Annotated in this window: 14 protein-coding genes; 6 read left to right on the top strand and 8 right to left on the bottom strand. The window is 69.0% G+C overall.

Annotated elements, in window-relative coordinates; genetic code table 11:
* Positions 1–446, bottom strand: a 446-nt coding sequence (gene tsaB, locus OZ671_RS24125; RefSeq protein WP_268863082.1) for a tRNA (adenosine(37)-N6)-threonylcarbamoyltransferase complex dimerization subunit type 1 TsaB, incomplete at its 3' end; no start/stop codon positions are given.
* Between the two features lie 73 nt (positions 447–519).
* Positions 520–1,071, bottom strand: a complete 552-nt coding sequence (locus tag OZ671_RS24130; protein WP_268863083.1) for an anthrone oxygenase family protein — start codon at positions 1,069–1,071, stop codon at positions 520–522.
* Positions 1,072–1,148: 77 nt separating this feature from the next.
* Here OZ671_RS24130 and OZ671_RS24135 point away from each other — a divergent pair, with 77 nt between their 5' ends.
* Positions 1,149–1,802, top strand: coding sequence for a TetR/AcrR family transcriptional regulator (locus tag OZ671_RS24135; protein WP_268863084.1), 654 nt, complete (start codon positions 1,149–1,151; stop codon positions 1,800–1,802).
* Here OZ671_RS24135 and OZ671_RS24140 read toward each other — a convergent pair.
* Positions 1,762–2,634 (bottom strand): AraC family transcriptional regulator, encoded by an 873-nt coding sequence (locus OZ671_RS24140; protein WP_268863085.1) that lies wholly within the window; start codon positions 2,632–2,634, stop codon positions 1,762–1,764. The genes OZ671_RS24135 and OZ671_RS24140 overlap by 41 nt on opposite strands.
* Positions 2,635–2,650: 16 nt before the next feature.
* On the opposite strand from OZ671_RS24140, the gene OZ671_RS24145 reads away from it, so the two are divergent.
* The gene (locus OZ671_RS24145) at positions 2,651–3,061 is read left to right on the top strand and encodes a DUF2000 domain-containing protein (protein WP_268863134.1); all 411 of its coding nucleotides are present in this window, start codon (positions 2,651–2,653) and stop codon (positions 3,059–3,061) included.
* Between the two features lie 23 nt (positions 3,062–3,084).
* Here the strand turns inward: OZ671_RS24145 and OZ671_RS24150 are convergent, their stop codons facing one another.
* Both OZ671_RS24150 and OZ671_RS24155 read right to left on the bottom strand, forming a co-directional pair.
* Complete coding sequence (locus OZ671_RS24150) at positions 3,085–3,645, bottom strand: NifU family protein (protein ID WP_268863086.1); 561 nt, start codon at positions 3,643–3,645, stop codon at positions 3,085–3,087.
* A gap of 149 nt (positions 3,646–3,794) precedes the next feature.
* A complete protein-coding gene (locus tag OZ671_RS24155) occupies positions 3,795–4,292 on the bottom strand; it encodes a universal stress protein (protein WP_038302133.1) in 498 nt (165 codons plus the stop codon).
* 181 nt (positions 4,293–4,473) lie between these two features.
* Between OZ671_RS24155 and OZ671_RS24160 the strand changes: the two genes are divergently transcribed.
* The gene (locus OZ671_RS24160) at positions 4,474–4,626 is read left to right on the top strand and encodes a hypothetical protein (RefSeq protein ID WP_268863087.1); all 153 of its coding nucleotides are present in this window, start codon (positions 4,474–4,476) and stop codon (positions 4,624–4,626) included.
* A 72-nt stretch (positions 4,627–4,698) separates the two neighbouring features.
* Positions 4,699–6,504, top strand: a complete 1,806-nt coding sequence (gene lepA / locus OZ671_RS24165) for a translation elongation factor 4 (protein ID WP_268863088.1) — start codon at positions 4,699–4,701, stop codon at positions 6,502–6,504.
* A gap of 12 nt (positions 6,505–6,516) precedes the next feature.
* Here the strand turns inward: lepA and OZ671_RS24170 are convergent, their stop codons facing one another.
* Together OZ671_RS24170 and OZ671_RS24175 are read right to left on the bottom strand one after the other, a co-directional pair.
* Entirely contained in the window at positions 6,517–7,593 is a 1,077-nt protein-coding gene (locus OZ671_RS24170) for a class I SAM-dependent methyltransferase (protein WP_268863089.1), read from the bottom strand.
* Between the two features lie 140 nt (positions 7,594–7,733).
* The gene (locus OZ671_RS24175) at positions 7,734–8,597 is read right to left on the bottom strand and encodes a type 1 glutamine amidotransferase (protein WP_268863090.1); all 864 of its coding nucleotides are present in this window, start codon (positions 8,595–8,597) and stop codon (positions 7,734–7,736) included.
* Between the two features lie 220 nt (positions 8,598–8,817).
* Here OZ671_RS24175 and OZ671_RS24180 point away from each other — a divergent pair, with 220 nt between their 5' ends.
* Entirely contained in the window at positions 8,818–9,600 is a 783-nt protein-coding gene (locus tag OZ671_RS24180) for an IclR family transcriptional regulator domain-containing protein (protein ID WP_268863091.1), read from the top strand.
* 65 nt (positions 9,601–9,665) lie between these two features.
* On the top strand, positions 9,666–12,374 hold the full coding sequence (mutS, locus tag OZ671_RS24185) for a DNA mismatch repair protein MutS (RefSeq protein WP_268863092.1): 2,709 nt from the start codon (positions 9,666–9,668) through the stop codon (positions 12,372–12,374).
* Here the strand turns inward: mutS and OZ671_RS24190 are convergent.
* Entirely contained in the window at positions 12,364–13,143 is a 780-nt protein-coding gene (locus OZ671_RS24190; RefSeq protein ID WP_268863093.1) for a hypothetical protein, read from the bottom strand. The two genes, mutS and OZ671_RS24190, sit on opposite strands and share 11 nt — an antisense overlap.
* Between the last annotated feature and the right edge of the window lie 30 nt (positions 13,144–13,173).

Raw genomic sequence — 13,173 nt, forward strand, 5'->3', positions numbered from 1 at the left:
GCGGCTTCCGCCGCCGGCCAATAGCCGGCTTCGCGCAGCAGGCTGCCGTCGGTGCCGACAAGGCTCGCATAGACATGACCGTGGCGGGCATCGATGGCGGCGAGAACGGGACGCGGGCCGGCTCGGGCCAGGAGCGGCGCGGCCAGCGCGTCGAGCGTCGAGATGCCGACCGCATCGCCGCCGGCGGCAAGGGCCATGGCGCGCGCGGCCGCGACTGCCACGCGCAGGCCCGTGAAGCTGCCCGGCCCGACGGTGGCGGCGAAGCGACCGATCGTGCGCAGCTCGACGCTGGCGCCGGCGGCGAGATCGGCAACCAGCGGCATCAGCCGCTCGGCGTGGCCGCGCTCCATGGGCTCGCTCAGGCGCGCCACGACCTCACCGGTCTCGGTCTCGAGGATGGCGGCAGAGGCCGCGCCGAGCGCGGTATCCAGGGCAAGCAGGAGCATTCTCCTCCTCTATACCGCCGCGGCTGCGCCGCGAAGAGGCCCGAAGTCGCGGGGGAACAGATTTTCCGGTGTTTCAGGCCGGGCGGCGGCCGAGGCCCATGAGCGCGAGGCCGACAAGGGCGAGGCTTGCAAGGCTCACGGCCGTCCGCGCGCCGTTCCAGGCGGTCCAGCGCGGCGCATAGCCGGTCCAGAGCCTTGCCGCCGCGGCCGCATCGGCCGGCGCGCCGGCGGCGGCGAGGGCATCGTTCATCGGCACATTGACGAGGACAGTCGGCGCCATCGCACCGAGAAGATAGACAAGCGCCGCGGCAGCAAGCAGCAGGGCCGCGCGCGGCACGCCAGCGACGAGGGCCGCGAGCGCGGCGGCGGCCGCCGCCAGCGGCGCGCCGAAAAAGGCCGGCGCGAAGGCCGCGTTGCGGACGGTGGCGTTGATGCCCTGCATGGCCGCGACGGCCGCGACCGGTCCGGCTGCGTCGAGGCCGCGCATGACCGACACCGAATAGGCGTAAAAGAAACCGGCGATCGCGCCGAACAGCAGCAAGGCCGCGAACGCCAGCGCCTGCGCGGCGCAGAGCGCGCCGGAAACATGGTTCCGGTCAAGGGGAAGACGGGCGGAAACGACCATGGCGCGATCCTTCGGGTGAGTACCATGCGGTACTGACAGCTTCAGTACCGCATGGTACTCATCATCGCAAGCCCCCCATGCCACAGGTGACAACCGTGCCCGCCCCGATCACTCCCGACCGCCGCGACGACGTTCTCGACGCCGCACTGGCGCTGCTCACCGATGGCGGGCTGAAGGCGGTGACGACGGCAGCGATCGCGCGCGCCGCCCGCTGCTCCAAGGACACGCTCTATCTCCTCTTCGAGGATCGCGACGCCATTCTTGCCGCGCTGGTCAAGCGCCAGGCAGCGGCGCTCAATGCGGCACTCGCGGCCGGCATGACCGGCGCGACGCCGCGCGAGGCGCTGACCGCCGCAGGAGCTCGCCTCGCCGCGCTCCTGACCGGCGAGGCGTCGCTCGTCATCAACCGCGCCGCGCTCGCCGACGACAGCGGCCGGTTGAGCCAGATCCTGATCGCGGCCGGCCGCGACAGCTCCGCGCCCGGTCTCGTCGCACTGATCGCGGCGATGCGGGATGCCGGAGACATCGCCGCCGGCGATCTCGCGGAGGCCTATGCGACCTTTTTCGGCCTGCTCATCGGCGACCGGCAGATCCTCGCGCTGCATCGGGTGCCGGCGGCGGAGGCGGATCACGACGCCGTCGCGCGGCGGGCGGTCGAGCGGTTCGTCCGGATCTATGGCGAGGCTGGCGTCAGCCGGGCCGATGCATCGCCCGCCAGCGGCCGGGCGTGAGGCCGAAGGCGCGGCCGAACTGCCGCGTCAGGTGGCTCTGGTCGGCAAAGCCGCTGATCAGGGCGGCATCGGTGAGCGACTGGCCGGCGCGGATCGCGACCTTGGCCCGGTCGAGCCGGCGCATGGTCAGGTAGCGGTAGGGACTGGTGCCGAGGCCGAGGCGGAACTGGCGGGCCAGCGCGAAGCGGTCGAGGCCGGTGGCAGCCTCGAGCTCCTCCGAGCCGACCTGCCGGTCGAAATGGGCATCCAGCCACGACCGGGCCCGCTCGACGGCCCTGACGTCGACGGTGCGGCCGCGGCCGGCGCCGGCGCGCGCCGAGGCGTCGAGGGCGAGCAGGGCATCGGCGATCGCGATCAGCGCCTGGGTCGTCTCGAGCGGTTCGAGCGGCCGGTCGAGGCAGGCGAGGGCCGCTCCAAGGGCCCCGACGAGGCGCCGATCGGTCGACACCGCCGCCTTGACGAAGGGCAGGCTCGCGGCGCGACCGGCCAAGGCGTCGCGGATGAGGCGCGGCTCGATATAGGCCATGCGGTAGCGGAAGCCGGCAGCGACCCCGGCCCGGCCGTCGTGACGCTCGTCGGGATGCAGCACCATGGCGTGGCCCGTGGCGCTGTCGGCCCGCTCGCCGCGATAGGTGAAGGTCTGCACGCCGGCGACCGTGTAGCCGATCGCATAGGTGTCGTGGCGGTGCGGGTCGTAGGCATGGCCTGAAAAGAAGGCTTCCAGCCGCTCGAAGCCGTGCTGGGACGGCGCCAGCCGGATCCAGTCGCCGGGCGATGGAACGCACGATCGTTCAAGACCGGTCGAGGTCCGCTCGTCCAGATTTCGGGCCATGACGTTCGACACCAAGATCCGTTTTGACAGCAAGATCGCCATCGTGGTGCGCGAGGATCTCGCCACCTGGCAGAAACTGAATGTGACGGCCTTCCTGGCCGGGGGCCTCGTCGGCTCCGCCCCGGAACTGGCCGGCGAGCCCTATGCCGATGCTTCGGGCCGGTTCTACGGCCCGCTGATCCGCCAGCCCGTGCTGATCTTCGCCGCGACGGGCGCGGAGCTGACGCGCACCCTGAGCCGGGCCCGGGAGCGCGGCGTCCGGGCCTCGCTCTATACGCACGAGCTGTTCGCGACGACCAACGATGCCGACAACCGCGCAGCGGTTGCCGCCGTGCCGACCGAGGCGCTCGATCTCGTCGGCCTCGCACTGCATGACGAGCGGCGCCAGATCGACCGGATCGTCAAGGGCCTGAGGCTCCACCCCTGACGCATCCGGCGGCGCCATGCGGCTCAGACCGACTGGACCTCGCGCACGTCGGGCAGGAAGTGGCGCATCAGGTTCTGGATGCCGTGCTTCAGCGTCGCCGTCGAGGACGGGCAGCCGGCGCAGGAGCCCTGCATGTTGAGGTAGACGATGCCGTCCTTGAAGCCGCGGAAGGTGATGTCGCCGCCATCGGCGGCGACGGCCGGGCGCACCCGCGTCTCCAGGAGCTCCTTGATGGTGTCGACGGTCTCGGCATCCGCCGGATCGAAGAACTCCTCGTCACCGTCGGGGGCGATCGGCGTCTCATCGCGCAGCAGCGACTGGCCCGACATGTAATGTTCCATGATCGCGCCGAGGATGGCGGGCTTGAGGTGCTGCCATTCCGCGGCCGCCTTGGTGACGGTGATGAAGTCGTTGCCGAAGAACACGCCGGCGACGCCGTCGATGCCGAACAGCTTCTCGGCGAGCGGCGACTGCCGCGCGGCTTCCGCGTTCGGCATGTGCAATGTGCCTTCGGGCAACACGGTGCGGCCCGGCAGGAACTTCAGGGTCGCCGGGTTGGGCGTCGCTTCGGTCTGAATGAACATCGGTTTCGGTCTCCTCGGGCGCCCGGGTCAAGGCCGGCGCCTGATTGGAACGATTCAAGCAGAACCGTTCCAAAAAATCCACTCGCTGCACTGTCCGCTTCGCATGGGGATGTGGCGATCGCGCCCCCCTGCGTCAACCGGCACCGGAATCAGGCCAGGGCCTCGATCTCCTCATCGGTCAGCTGGCCGGGCACCAGCGCCACGGGGATCGGGAAGGTGCCGGCCGAACGGGCAAGGCTCGAGACGAGCGGGCCCGGACCGTCCTTGCCGATGCCGGCGGCGAGAATGAGGATGGCGACGTCGGGATCCTCCTCGATCTGGGCCAGGATCGCGTCGGCCATGACGCCGTCGCGGACCACGAGCTCCGGCTCGACGCCGACCAGCTTCATGGCGAGATCGGCGGCGCGGTCGAGCTTGGCGCGCGCTTCGGCATGCGCCTCGGCGCGCATCACCTCGGCGACGCCGAACAGCCCCTGGCCGTCGCGCAGCTGGGCATCGACCACCGCCAGCATCTGCAGGTGGTGGCCGGTGCGCGAGGCGCGCCGCGCGGCGAAGACGATGGCACGGTCGCATTCCGGACTGTCGTCGACGACGACGAGGAATTTCGGCGCGTGACCGGACTGGTAGCTGGTGCGCCTGCGGGTCATGAAGCCTCCGTCGATCCGCAAACTCCTAATTTCGCATTTGGCCGGAACCGCCGCAAGACGGCCCGCCGCCAGCAGGCCGCTGCGGCATGCCCGTCGACGGCGAGCCTCGCCCTGTGCCCTGCCGCACAGCACGCCGGCCGCAGCGGGACCAGGCTTGCCCGCACGGTACGAGGAGGCGGCCATGAAGACGTCCCACATGATCCTGTCGATCGGCGCGACCCTTCTGGCCCTCGGCATCCTCTCCGGCGCACTGCGCGGCACGCGCCCGGTCAATCGGCCGATCCGCTTCGACCTCGGCAGCACGATCAGCTTTTCCGAGGGTCTCGACGGCTGAGCCTCGGCAATCGCGCCGCGGCACGCGCGGCAAAGCTTTAAAACTGACCGCAGCGCTGCTATGTGCGGCCTCATGACCGACACGCCGCTCGAACTGATCCGCAATTTCTCCATCGTCGCCCATATCGACCATGGCAAGTCGACGCTCGCTGACCGCCTGATCCAGGTGACCGGCGGCCTGACCGCGCGCGAGATGACCGAGCAGGTTCTCGACAACATGGAGATCGAGAAAGAGCGCGGCATCACCATCAAGGCGCAGACGGTACGGCTGAACTACAAGGCGGCCGACGGCAAGACCTATGTGCTGAATCTCATGGACACGCCCGGCCATGTCGACTTCGCCTACGAGGTCTCGCGGTCGCTGGCGGCCTGCGAGGGATCGCTCCTGGTCGTCGACGCCTCGCAGGGCGTCGAGGCCCAGACGCTGGCCAATGTCTACCAGGCCCTCGATGCCGGCCACGAAATCGTGCCCGTGCTCAACAAGGTCGACCTGCCGGCGGCCGAGCCGGAGCGGGTCAAGGAGCAGATCGAAGAGGTGATCGGCCTCGATGCCTCGGACGCCGTGCCGGTCTCGGCCAAGACCGGCCTCAATATCGAGGCCGTGCTGGAAGCCATCGTCACGCGCCTGCCGCCGCCCAAGGGCGACCGGGCGGCGCCCTTGAAGGCCATGCTGGTCGACAGCTGGTACGATGCCTATCTCGGCGTCATCGTGCTGGTGCGGGTGATCGACGGCGTCCTGAAGAAGGGCAGCCGGATCAAGATGATGGGCACCGGCGCCGTCTACGACGTCGACAAGATCGGCGTGTTCACGCCGAAAATGGCCGATATCGGCGATCTCGGCCCGGGCGAGGTCGGCTTCATCACCGCCTCCATCAAGGAAGTGGCCGATACCCGCGTCGGCGACACCATCACCGACGATCGCAAGCCGACGGCCGAGGCCCTGCCCGGCTTCAAGCCGGCCCAGCCGGTCGTGTTCTGCGGCCTGTTCCCGCAGGACGCTGCCGATTTCGAAGACCTGCGCGCCGCGATGGGCAAGCTTCGGCTGAACGATGCCAGCTTCTCCTTCGAGATGGAGAGCTCGGCGGCGCTCGGCTTCGGCTTCCGCTGCGGCTTCCTCGGCCTGCTGCACCTCGAAATCATCCAGGAGCGGCTGGAGCGCGAGTTCAACCTCGACCTCATCGCGACCGCCCCTTCCGTCGTCTACCAGATCCTGCTGCGCACCGGCGACGTGATGGAGCTGCACAACCCGGCGGACATGCCCGATCCGATGAAGATCGAGAGCATTTCCGAGCCGTGGATCCGCGCCAAGATCATGACGCCGGACGACTATCTCGGCGCCGTGCTGAAGCTCTGCCAGGACCGCCGGGGCGTGCAGATCGACCTCAACTATGTCGGCACGCGCGCCATGGTCACCTATGACCTGCCGCTCAACGAGGTGGTGTTCGACTTCTATGACCGGCTGAAGTCGATCTCCAAGGGTTATGCCTCGTTCGACTATCAGATCACCGACTACCGCGAGGGCGATCTCGTCAAGATGTCGATCCTGGTCAATGGCGAGCCGGTGGACGCGCTGTCCATGCTGGTGCACCGGGCGCGCGCCGAGAGCCGCGGCCGCGCCATGTGCGAGAAGCTGAAGGACCTGATCCCGCAGCACCTGTTCAAGATCCCGATCCAGGCCTCGATCGGGGCCAAGGTGATCGCCCGCGAGACCATCTCGGCCCTGCGCAAGGACGTCACCGCCAAGTGCTACGGCGGCGACATCTCGCGCAAGCGCAAGCTGCTCGACAAGCAGAAGGAGGGCAAGAAGCGCATGCGCCAGTTCGGCAAGGTCGACATTCCCCAGGAAGCCTTCATCGCCGCTCTGAAGGTCGACGTCTGACGCGCCGGCCGCTCAACCCTTCACCAGAACGAGCCGGTGCAGAGTCGCCTCCTTCAGGTTGAAGAAGGCCCAGGAGGTGGCGAAGAAGGCCAGGTACTTGTTGGTCTGCTGGACCCCGACCAGCTGATGGGCGCGCTCGCGGTTGGCGACGAGATTGTCGAACCAGGCGCGCAATGTCGGCCGGTAGTCGTGCTCGGAATCGTGGGTCAGGGTGAAGCCCGCCTCGCGCGCGGCGGCCAGATGATGGCTGTGCAGCGACAGGATCGAGCCGGGGAAGAACAGCTGCGCCGTCACCATGGAGGTGGCGTGCGGGTCGTTGCCGTTGAGCGAGAAGAAATGGTGCACGGCCCGGCCGCCGGGCTTCAGCGCGGCATAGACCTTCTTGGCCAGTTCCGGGATCTCGTTCGGCCGCACGTGCTCCAGGGCGCCGATCGAGTAGATCTTATCGTAGCGCTCTTCGCCGAGGTCGGTGGTGACGAAATCCTCGAGCATGACGTTGAAGCCGAAATTCTCCTCGATATAGCGCTTCTGCTCGTGCGACAGGGTGTAGCCGGACAGCGACTTGAGATCGCCGGCATGGGCGTGGATGTGCCGAAGCATGGAGCCCCAGCCGCAGCCGAGCTCGAGAATGGCCTCGCCCGGCTTCGGATCGATCAACGACAGGATATGGTTGGCCTTGTTGAGCTGGGCCTGTTCCAGCGTGTCGTCGGCTTTGAGAAAGTCGGCGCAGCTGTAGAACATGAAGGTCTTGTCGAGGAACAGCCGGTAGAACTCGTTCGACAGGTCGTAGTGGTATTCGATGCCGCCGGCATGGGGCTGCGCCAGCATCTGGGCGATCAGCCGCTCGCGCCGGCGCGGCGGCGGGTAGTGATCGATCACCGCCTGCAGGAAACGCGGATAGGGCCGCGTGAAGGTACGCCAGACGGTTTCCGGGTCGACCGGCCGCGGCGAGCTGGTGAAAAAGTTGACCACGGCCGATGGCGGGCCATAGGTCAGGCCATCCGAGATCAGGCGCAACCAACGCATCGGCCAGGCGGTCGGCGGGACGACGAGCCGCGGTGCCGCGGCGCCTTCCTCAACGGGCGACATGGCAAGCTCCCTTGCTGATCCAGCCCCCTTGGAGAGGGAACGCGGATTGACGCGGCAGGGAAGCTAACATGGCGCTTTATCCCGTCCAGGCGAGGGACGGTAAGGCAGCCATGTTGTCGTATCTCAGCAAGAACGCGTGATCAGGCGCGGCCACGCGCCGATTTTTGCGGCCGGACCATCACATCGATCCAGCGTCCGATCTCGCTGCGCCGCCTGCCCTTGTCCAGGATCTCGCGGTCGAGGCCATGGCGCCTGGCCATCGGTCGGTCGTCGGGATCGGCCTCGAGCCGGTCGAGATCGGCGCGCCAGCCCCCGAGGGCCGCCTCGTCCTCGAAGAAACCCTCCGCGATCAACCGTTCGCCAATGGCGCCGGCAATGGCGGAAACCTCGCCGAAGGAGAATTCGGGATGGTACTGCACGGCCCAGGCCGTGCCGCGGCCGGACCTGATTTCCACGGCCTGGACCTCGCTCATGCCGTTTGAGGCGAGCAGCGTGGTGCCCGGCGCCATCGTCTCGACCTCGTCCTGGTGCATGGCCAGGGCATCGAAGGCGACCGGCCGGTCGGCCAGCATGGCGTGGGTGCGGCCGGCGCCGTTCGGCGCGATCCTGCGGGCAATGCCCATTTCGCGGCCCTTGGGATTGCGCCTGACGACGCCGCCGGCGGCCGAGGTCAGCACCTGCAGGCCCCAGCAGGAGCCGAAGACGGGCGTGCCCGCGGCGAAGACTGCGCGGGCCAGGTCGATCTGTGCGGCAATGTCAGGCGTCATGTCGTAGAGATTGAGCGAGGAGCCGGTCAGCGCCACGCCGTCATAGGCTTCGAGCCCGGCACTGTCGGGCAGATTGGCGCCGGGATCGGCGGGAAAGCACAGATCGACGACGGCATCCGGCGCGAGTTGGCGCAGCACGTCGGCATAGGCTTCACTCGGCATGGCCCCGCGCGAGGCGGCGTGGCGGGCACGGTCGGCGGCGGTGTTGCCTTCGACGACGAGCAGACGGAGGGTCATGGGGAGCAGTGTCCAGGCGGGGATCAGCCCCGTATCTATCCCGCCGGGCAGGCGGCGAAAAGAGGCCGGCGGGCCGGCCGCAGGGATATCGGCCAGACATGGCGGCACGGCATCATGGTCCCGTTGCCCGTCGCGCGCCGCAGCGGTTGCCCTTGGCGATGAAAAGCGGCATCACGTGCGGTGACCGCACACCGCGCCGGGACCGGCGCACGAGGCCCCTTTGGATACGCCGACGGACAGCTTCCGGCAGATCGACCGCGACCATATGCTGGGCCTCGAAAAGGGCCTTGCGGTGATCGCCTGTTTCGACGCCCAGCACCAGCGCCTGACCATCGCCGACATCGCACGCATGACCGGCCTGACCCGGGCGACAGCCCGGCGCTGCCTGATCACGCTGGCGCGCATCGGCTATGCCGAAACCGACGGCAAGTTCTTCCAGCTTACGCCGCGGGTGCTGAAGCTCGGCTATGCCTACCTTTCCTCGACGCCGCTGACCGCGATCCTGCAGAACGCGCTGGAACGGCTCAGCGAATCGATCGGCGAGAGCTGCTCGGCGTCGATTCTCGACGGCAACGAAATCGTCTATGTCGCACGCGCGGCGACCAAGCGGATCATGTCGGTCGGCCTGTCGGTCGGCGTGCGGCTGCCCGCCTTCTGCACCTCGATGGGCCGCGTCCTGCTCGCCGCGCTGCCGGACGAGACGGCGCGCCAGCTGGTCGAGACCTCGCCGCGCCGGCCGCTGACGCCGAAGACCCGTGTCGGCGTCGGCGCCATCATGGCGGCGATCGCCGGCGCCCGCTCCGACGGCTATGCCATCATCGACCAGGAGCTGGAGATCGGACTCGTCTCGATCGCCGTGCCGGTCGTCGACAGCCGCGGCCGAACGCTCGCGGCGATCAATGTCGGCACCCATGCGAGCCGCTTCTCCTCCGATTCGCTGGCGCGCGACCTGCTGCCGAAACTGAAGGCGGTGCAGGCCGAGCTTTCGCGCATTGTCGGCTGATCGCCTGTGGGCGGCCCCGGCCGAACGGTTGAAATCGTCAGCCTCTCCTGCCAGCGTCCCTCGCCATGTTGAGCCAGACGCCCATCGATTCCGGAACGCCCCAGGAACTGCCCGCGGACAACCGCGTGACGCCGATGATGGAGCAATATCTGGAGATCAAGGCCGCCCACCCGGACAGCCTCCTGTTCTACCGGATGGGCGATTTCTACGAGATGTTCTTCGACGACGCGGTCGCCGCCGCGCGGGCACTGGGCATCACGCTGACCAAGCGCGGCAAACATCTCGGCCAGGACATTCCGATGGCCGGCGTGCCGGTCCATGCCGCCGACGACTACCTGCAGCGGCTGATCAGCCAGGGCTTCCGGGTCGCCGTCTGCGAGCAGGTCGAAGACCCGGCGGAGGCCAAGAAGCGCGGCTCCAAATCGGTGGTCAAGCGCGACGTCATCCGCCTGGTGACGCCGGGCACGCTGACCGAGGATTCGCTGCTGGAAGCCCGGCGCAACAACTTCCTGCTGGCGGTGGCGCGCGCCAAGACCTCCTCCGTCGCCTCGGTCGACGCCTTCGCGCTCGCCTGGCTCGACATGTCGACCGGCGAGTTCCGCGTCACCGAGACCGACGGCAACCGGCTCTCGGCCGACATCGCCCGGATCGATGCGAGCGAGATCGTCGTCTCCGACGCACTGTTCGCGGACGGCGAATTCGGCCCGTTCTGGCGCTCGTTCAAGACCGTGTCGCCGGCACCGCGCGACCTGTTCGACGGCGCCAGCGCCGAACGGCGGCTGGCCGGCTATTTCGGCGTCAAGACGCTCGACGGCTTCGGCAGCTTCTCGCGGCTCGAACTGACCGCCGCCGCCGCCGCGGTGACCTATATCGAGCGCACACAGCTCGCCTCGCGCCCGCCGCTGTCGCCGCCGGTGCGCGAGGCCGAAGGCACGACCATGCTGATCGACGCGGCGACCCGCGCCAATCTGGAGCTGACGCGCACGCTTGGCGGCGAACGGACCGGCTCCCTGCTCGCCGCCATCGACAGGACCGTGGTGGCCGCCGGCGCCCGCCTGCTGGCGAGCCGGCTCGCCAATCCGCTGACCGATCCGGTCGCCATCGCGGCCCGGCTCGATGCGGTCGAGATGCTGGCGGGCGCCACCGCGCTCAGGACCGAGATCCGCGCCCGGCTCGCCAGCGCGCCCGACATGGCGCGCGCCCTGACCCGCATCGCCATGGGCCGGGGCGGTCCGCGCGACCTCGCCGCGATCGGCCAGGGGCTGGTGGCAGCCGCGGGCCTCGCCGAACTGCTGGCCGGAACCCGCGCCGGCGAGCTCGCCGATGTCGCCGAGGGGCTCGCCCAGCCGGATCCCGCCATCGCCGAGACGCTGGCGGCGGCGCTCGCCGACGAATTGCCGCTGCTGAAACGCGACGGCGGCTTCGTGCGGGCTGGACATCTGGCCGATCTCGACGAAGCCAGGGGCCTGCGCGACGAAAGCCGGCGCGTCATTGCCGGGCTGCAGACGCGCTATGCCGAGGAGACCGGCATCCGGGCCCTGAAGATCAAGCACAACAACGTGCTCGGCTATTTCGTCGAGGTGGCGCAGCAGCATGGCGAGAATTTCCTGAAGGAGCCGCTGAACGCGACCTATATCCACCGCCAGACGCTCGCCGGCGTCATGCGCTTCACCACCACCGAGCTCGGCGCGCTGGAGGCGAAGATCGCCGGCGCCGCGGACCGGGCGCTCGGCCTGGAGCTCGAAGTGTTCGACGCCTTGAGCGAGACCGTGCTCGCCCATGCCGGGCCGATCCAGCAGGCGGCGGAGGCGATCGCCCGGCTCGACGTCGCCGCCTCCAACGCGACGCTGGCGGTCGAGCAGGCCTATGTCCGGCCGCTGGTCGACATGTCGCTCGCCTTCGCGGTGAAGGGCGGGCGGCATCCGGTGGTCGAGCAGGCGATCGCCCGCTCGGCGCCGTTCGTCGCCAATGACTGCGAATTGTCGGGCCATGACGGCAAGGGCCGGATCTGGCTGATCACCGGTCCCAATATGGCCGGCAAGTCGACCTTCCTCAGGCAGAACGCGCTGGTCGCGGTGCTCGCCCAGATGGGCGGCTTCGTGCCGGCGGCCTCGGCCCATATCGGCATGGTGGACCGGCTGTTCTCGCGCGTCGGCGCGGCCGACGACCTTGCCCGCGGGCGCTCGACCTTCATGGTCGAGATGGTCGAGACCGCCGCCATCCTCAACCAGGCCGGCCCGCGCGCGCTTGTCATTCTCGACGAGATCGGCCGCGGCACGGCGACCTTTGACGGCCTGTCGATCGCCTGGGCGGCGGTCGAGCACCTGCACGAGACCAATCGCTGCCGGGCGCTGTTCGCGACCCATTTCCACGAGCTGACCGTGCTGTCGAAACGGCTCAACCGCTTGTTCAACGCCACGATGCGGGTCAAGGAGTGGCAGGGCGACGTGATCTTTCTGCACGAGGTCACCGAAGGCGCCGCCGACCGGTCCTATGGCATCCAGGTGGCCAAGCTCGCCGGCCTGCCGCCTTCGGTGATCGACAGGGCCAAGCACGTGCTGGCCGAGCTGGAGGCGACCGACCGGGCCGCGCCTGTGCGCCGGCTGGTCGACGACCTGCCGCTGTTCGCCGCGGCGCCGCGCCGCGAGGCCGCGCCGAAGCCGGATCCGGTGCTCGATCTCATCGACGGCATCGATCCCGACGACATGACGCCGCGCGAGGCGCACGAGGCGCTCTATGCGCTGAAAGCCAAGCGCGCCGCGCTCAAGTCCTGATGCGGCTCACCGCATAGACCAGCAGCGACCAGACGATCGGCACCGCGAAACCGGCGGCGAGGCCGGCCCAGACCTGGCCGGCGGCGGCGAAGAGATGAATCGCCGTCAGGAAGCCGGTGAAGCCGATCAGCATGACCAGCCCGTTGATGATGGCGGCGGCCACCACCGGCCCGCCGAGGCGGCCATGCATCAGGAGGATGAAGCTCGAATAGCTTGCCGGGAACAGCGCCGCGACCCCGGTCACCGTCGGCCCGATATATTCCGACACCGTCACGACCAGCACGACCAGCGTCACCACCAGGGCGGCGCGCAGCGGGATGTCGTACCAGCGCGGACGAGGGGGCCGCGTCAATTCGGCGCGGCGCCACGACCAGGTGGCCGCAATGCCGATGGCGAAGACCACCGCATTGAGGACGAGCGCTGCCGCCAGCGACCAGTCGACCCGGCCGACCACCAGCGCGGCGACCAGCCAGGCTGCGATCATCGCCGTGAAACAGACGGCCAGGCCACGACCCCGGCGGGCGAAAAAGGCATAGGCGACGGCGGCTGGAACGATCGAGACATTGGCCGACAGCGACGACAGGCTGGCTGCCGCGATGAAGGGCGCGTCGTGGTCGAGCGCCAGCATGACATAGGCCGGCCCGGTCGAGACCGGCAGCGACAGCACCATGGCGGCCAGAAACGGGCGCGTCCTTTCGGCCACCACGGCGGCGGACACGACGACGGCGGCCGTCGTCACGGCCTTCAGGGCAAGCGGGAGAATCGACACGAATGCGGGCCAAGCGAAGAGTTCATCCCC

Source organism: Phreatobacter sp. AB_2022a (genome assembly GCF_026847585.1).
In the GTDB taxonomy this organism is placed as follows: domain Bacteria; phylum Pseudomonadota; class Alphaproteobacteria; order Rhizobiales; family Phreatobacteraceae; genus Phreatobacter.

Coding starts and splice junctions, on each gene's coding strand:
- OZ671_RS24130 (WP_268863083.1), bottom strand. CDS start 1,071: ATGGTCGTTTCCGCCCGTCTTCCCCTTGACCGGAACCATGTTTCCGGC.
- OZ671_RS24135 (WP_268863084.1), top strand. CDS start 1,149: ATGCCACAGGTGACAACCGTGCCCGCCCCGATCACTCCCGACCGCCGC.
- OZ671_RS24140 (WP_268863085.1), bottom strand. CDS start 2,634: ATGGCCCGAAATCTGGACGAGCGGACCTCGACCGGTCTTGAACGATCG.
- OZ671_RS24150 (WP_268863086.1), bottom strand. CDS start 3,645: ATGTTCATTCAGACCGAAGCGACGCCCAACCCGGCGACCCTGAAGTTC.
- OZ671_RS24155 (WP_038302133.1), bottom strand. CDS start 4,292: ATGACCCGCAGGCGCACCAGCTACCAGTCCGGTCACGCGCCGAAATTC.
- OZ671_RS24160 (WP_268863087.1), top strand. CDS start 4,474: ATGAAGACGTCCCACATGATCCTGTCGATCGGCGCGACCCTTCTGGCC.
- lepA (WP_268863088.1), top strand. CDS start 4,699: ATGACCGACACGCCGCTCGAACTGATCCGCAATTTCTCCATCGTCGCC.
- OZ671_RS24170 (WP_268863089.1), bottom strand. CDS start 7,593: ATGTCGCCCGTTGAGGAAGGCGCCGCGGCACCGCGGCTCGTCGTCCCG.
- OZ671_RS24175 (WP_268863090.1), bottom strand. CDS start 8,597: ATGACCCTCCGTCTGCTCGTCGTCGAAGGCAACACCGCCGCCGACCGT.
- mutS (WP_268863092.1), top strand. CDS start 9,666: ATGTTGAGCCAGACGCCCATCGATTCCGGAACGCCCCAGGAACTGCCC.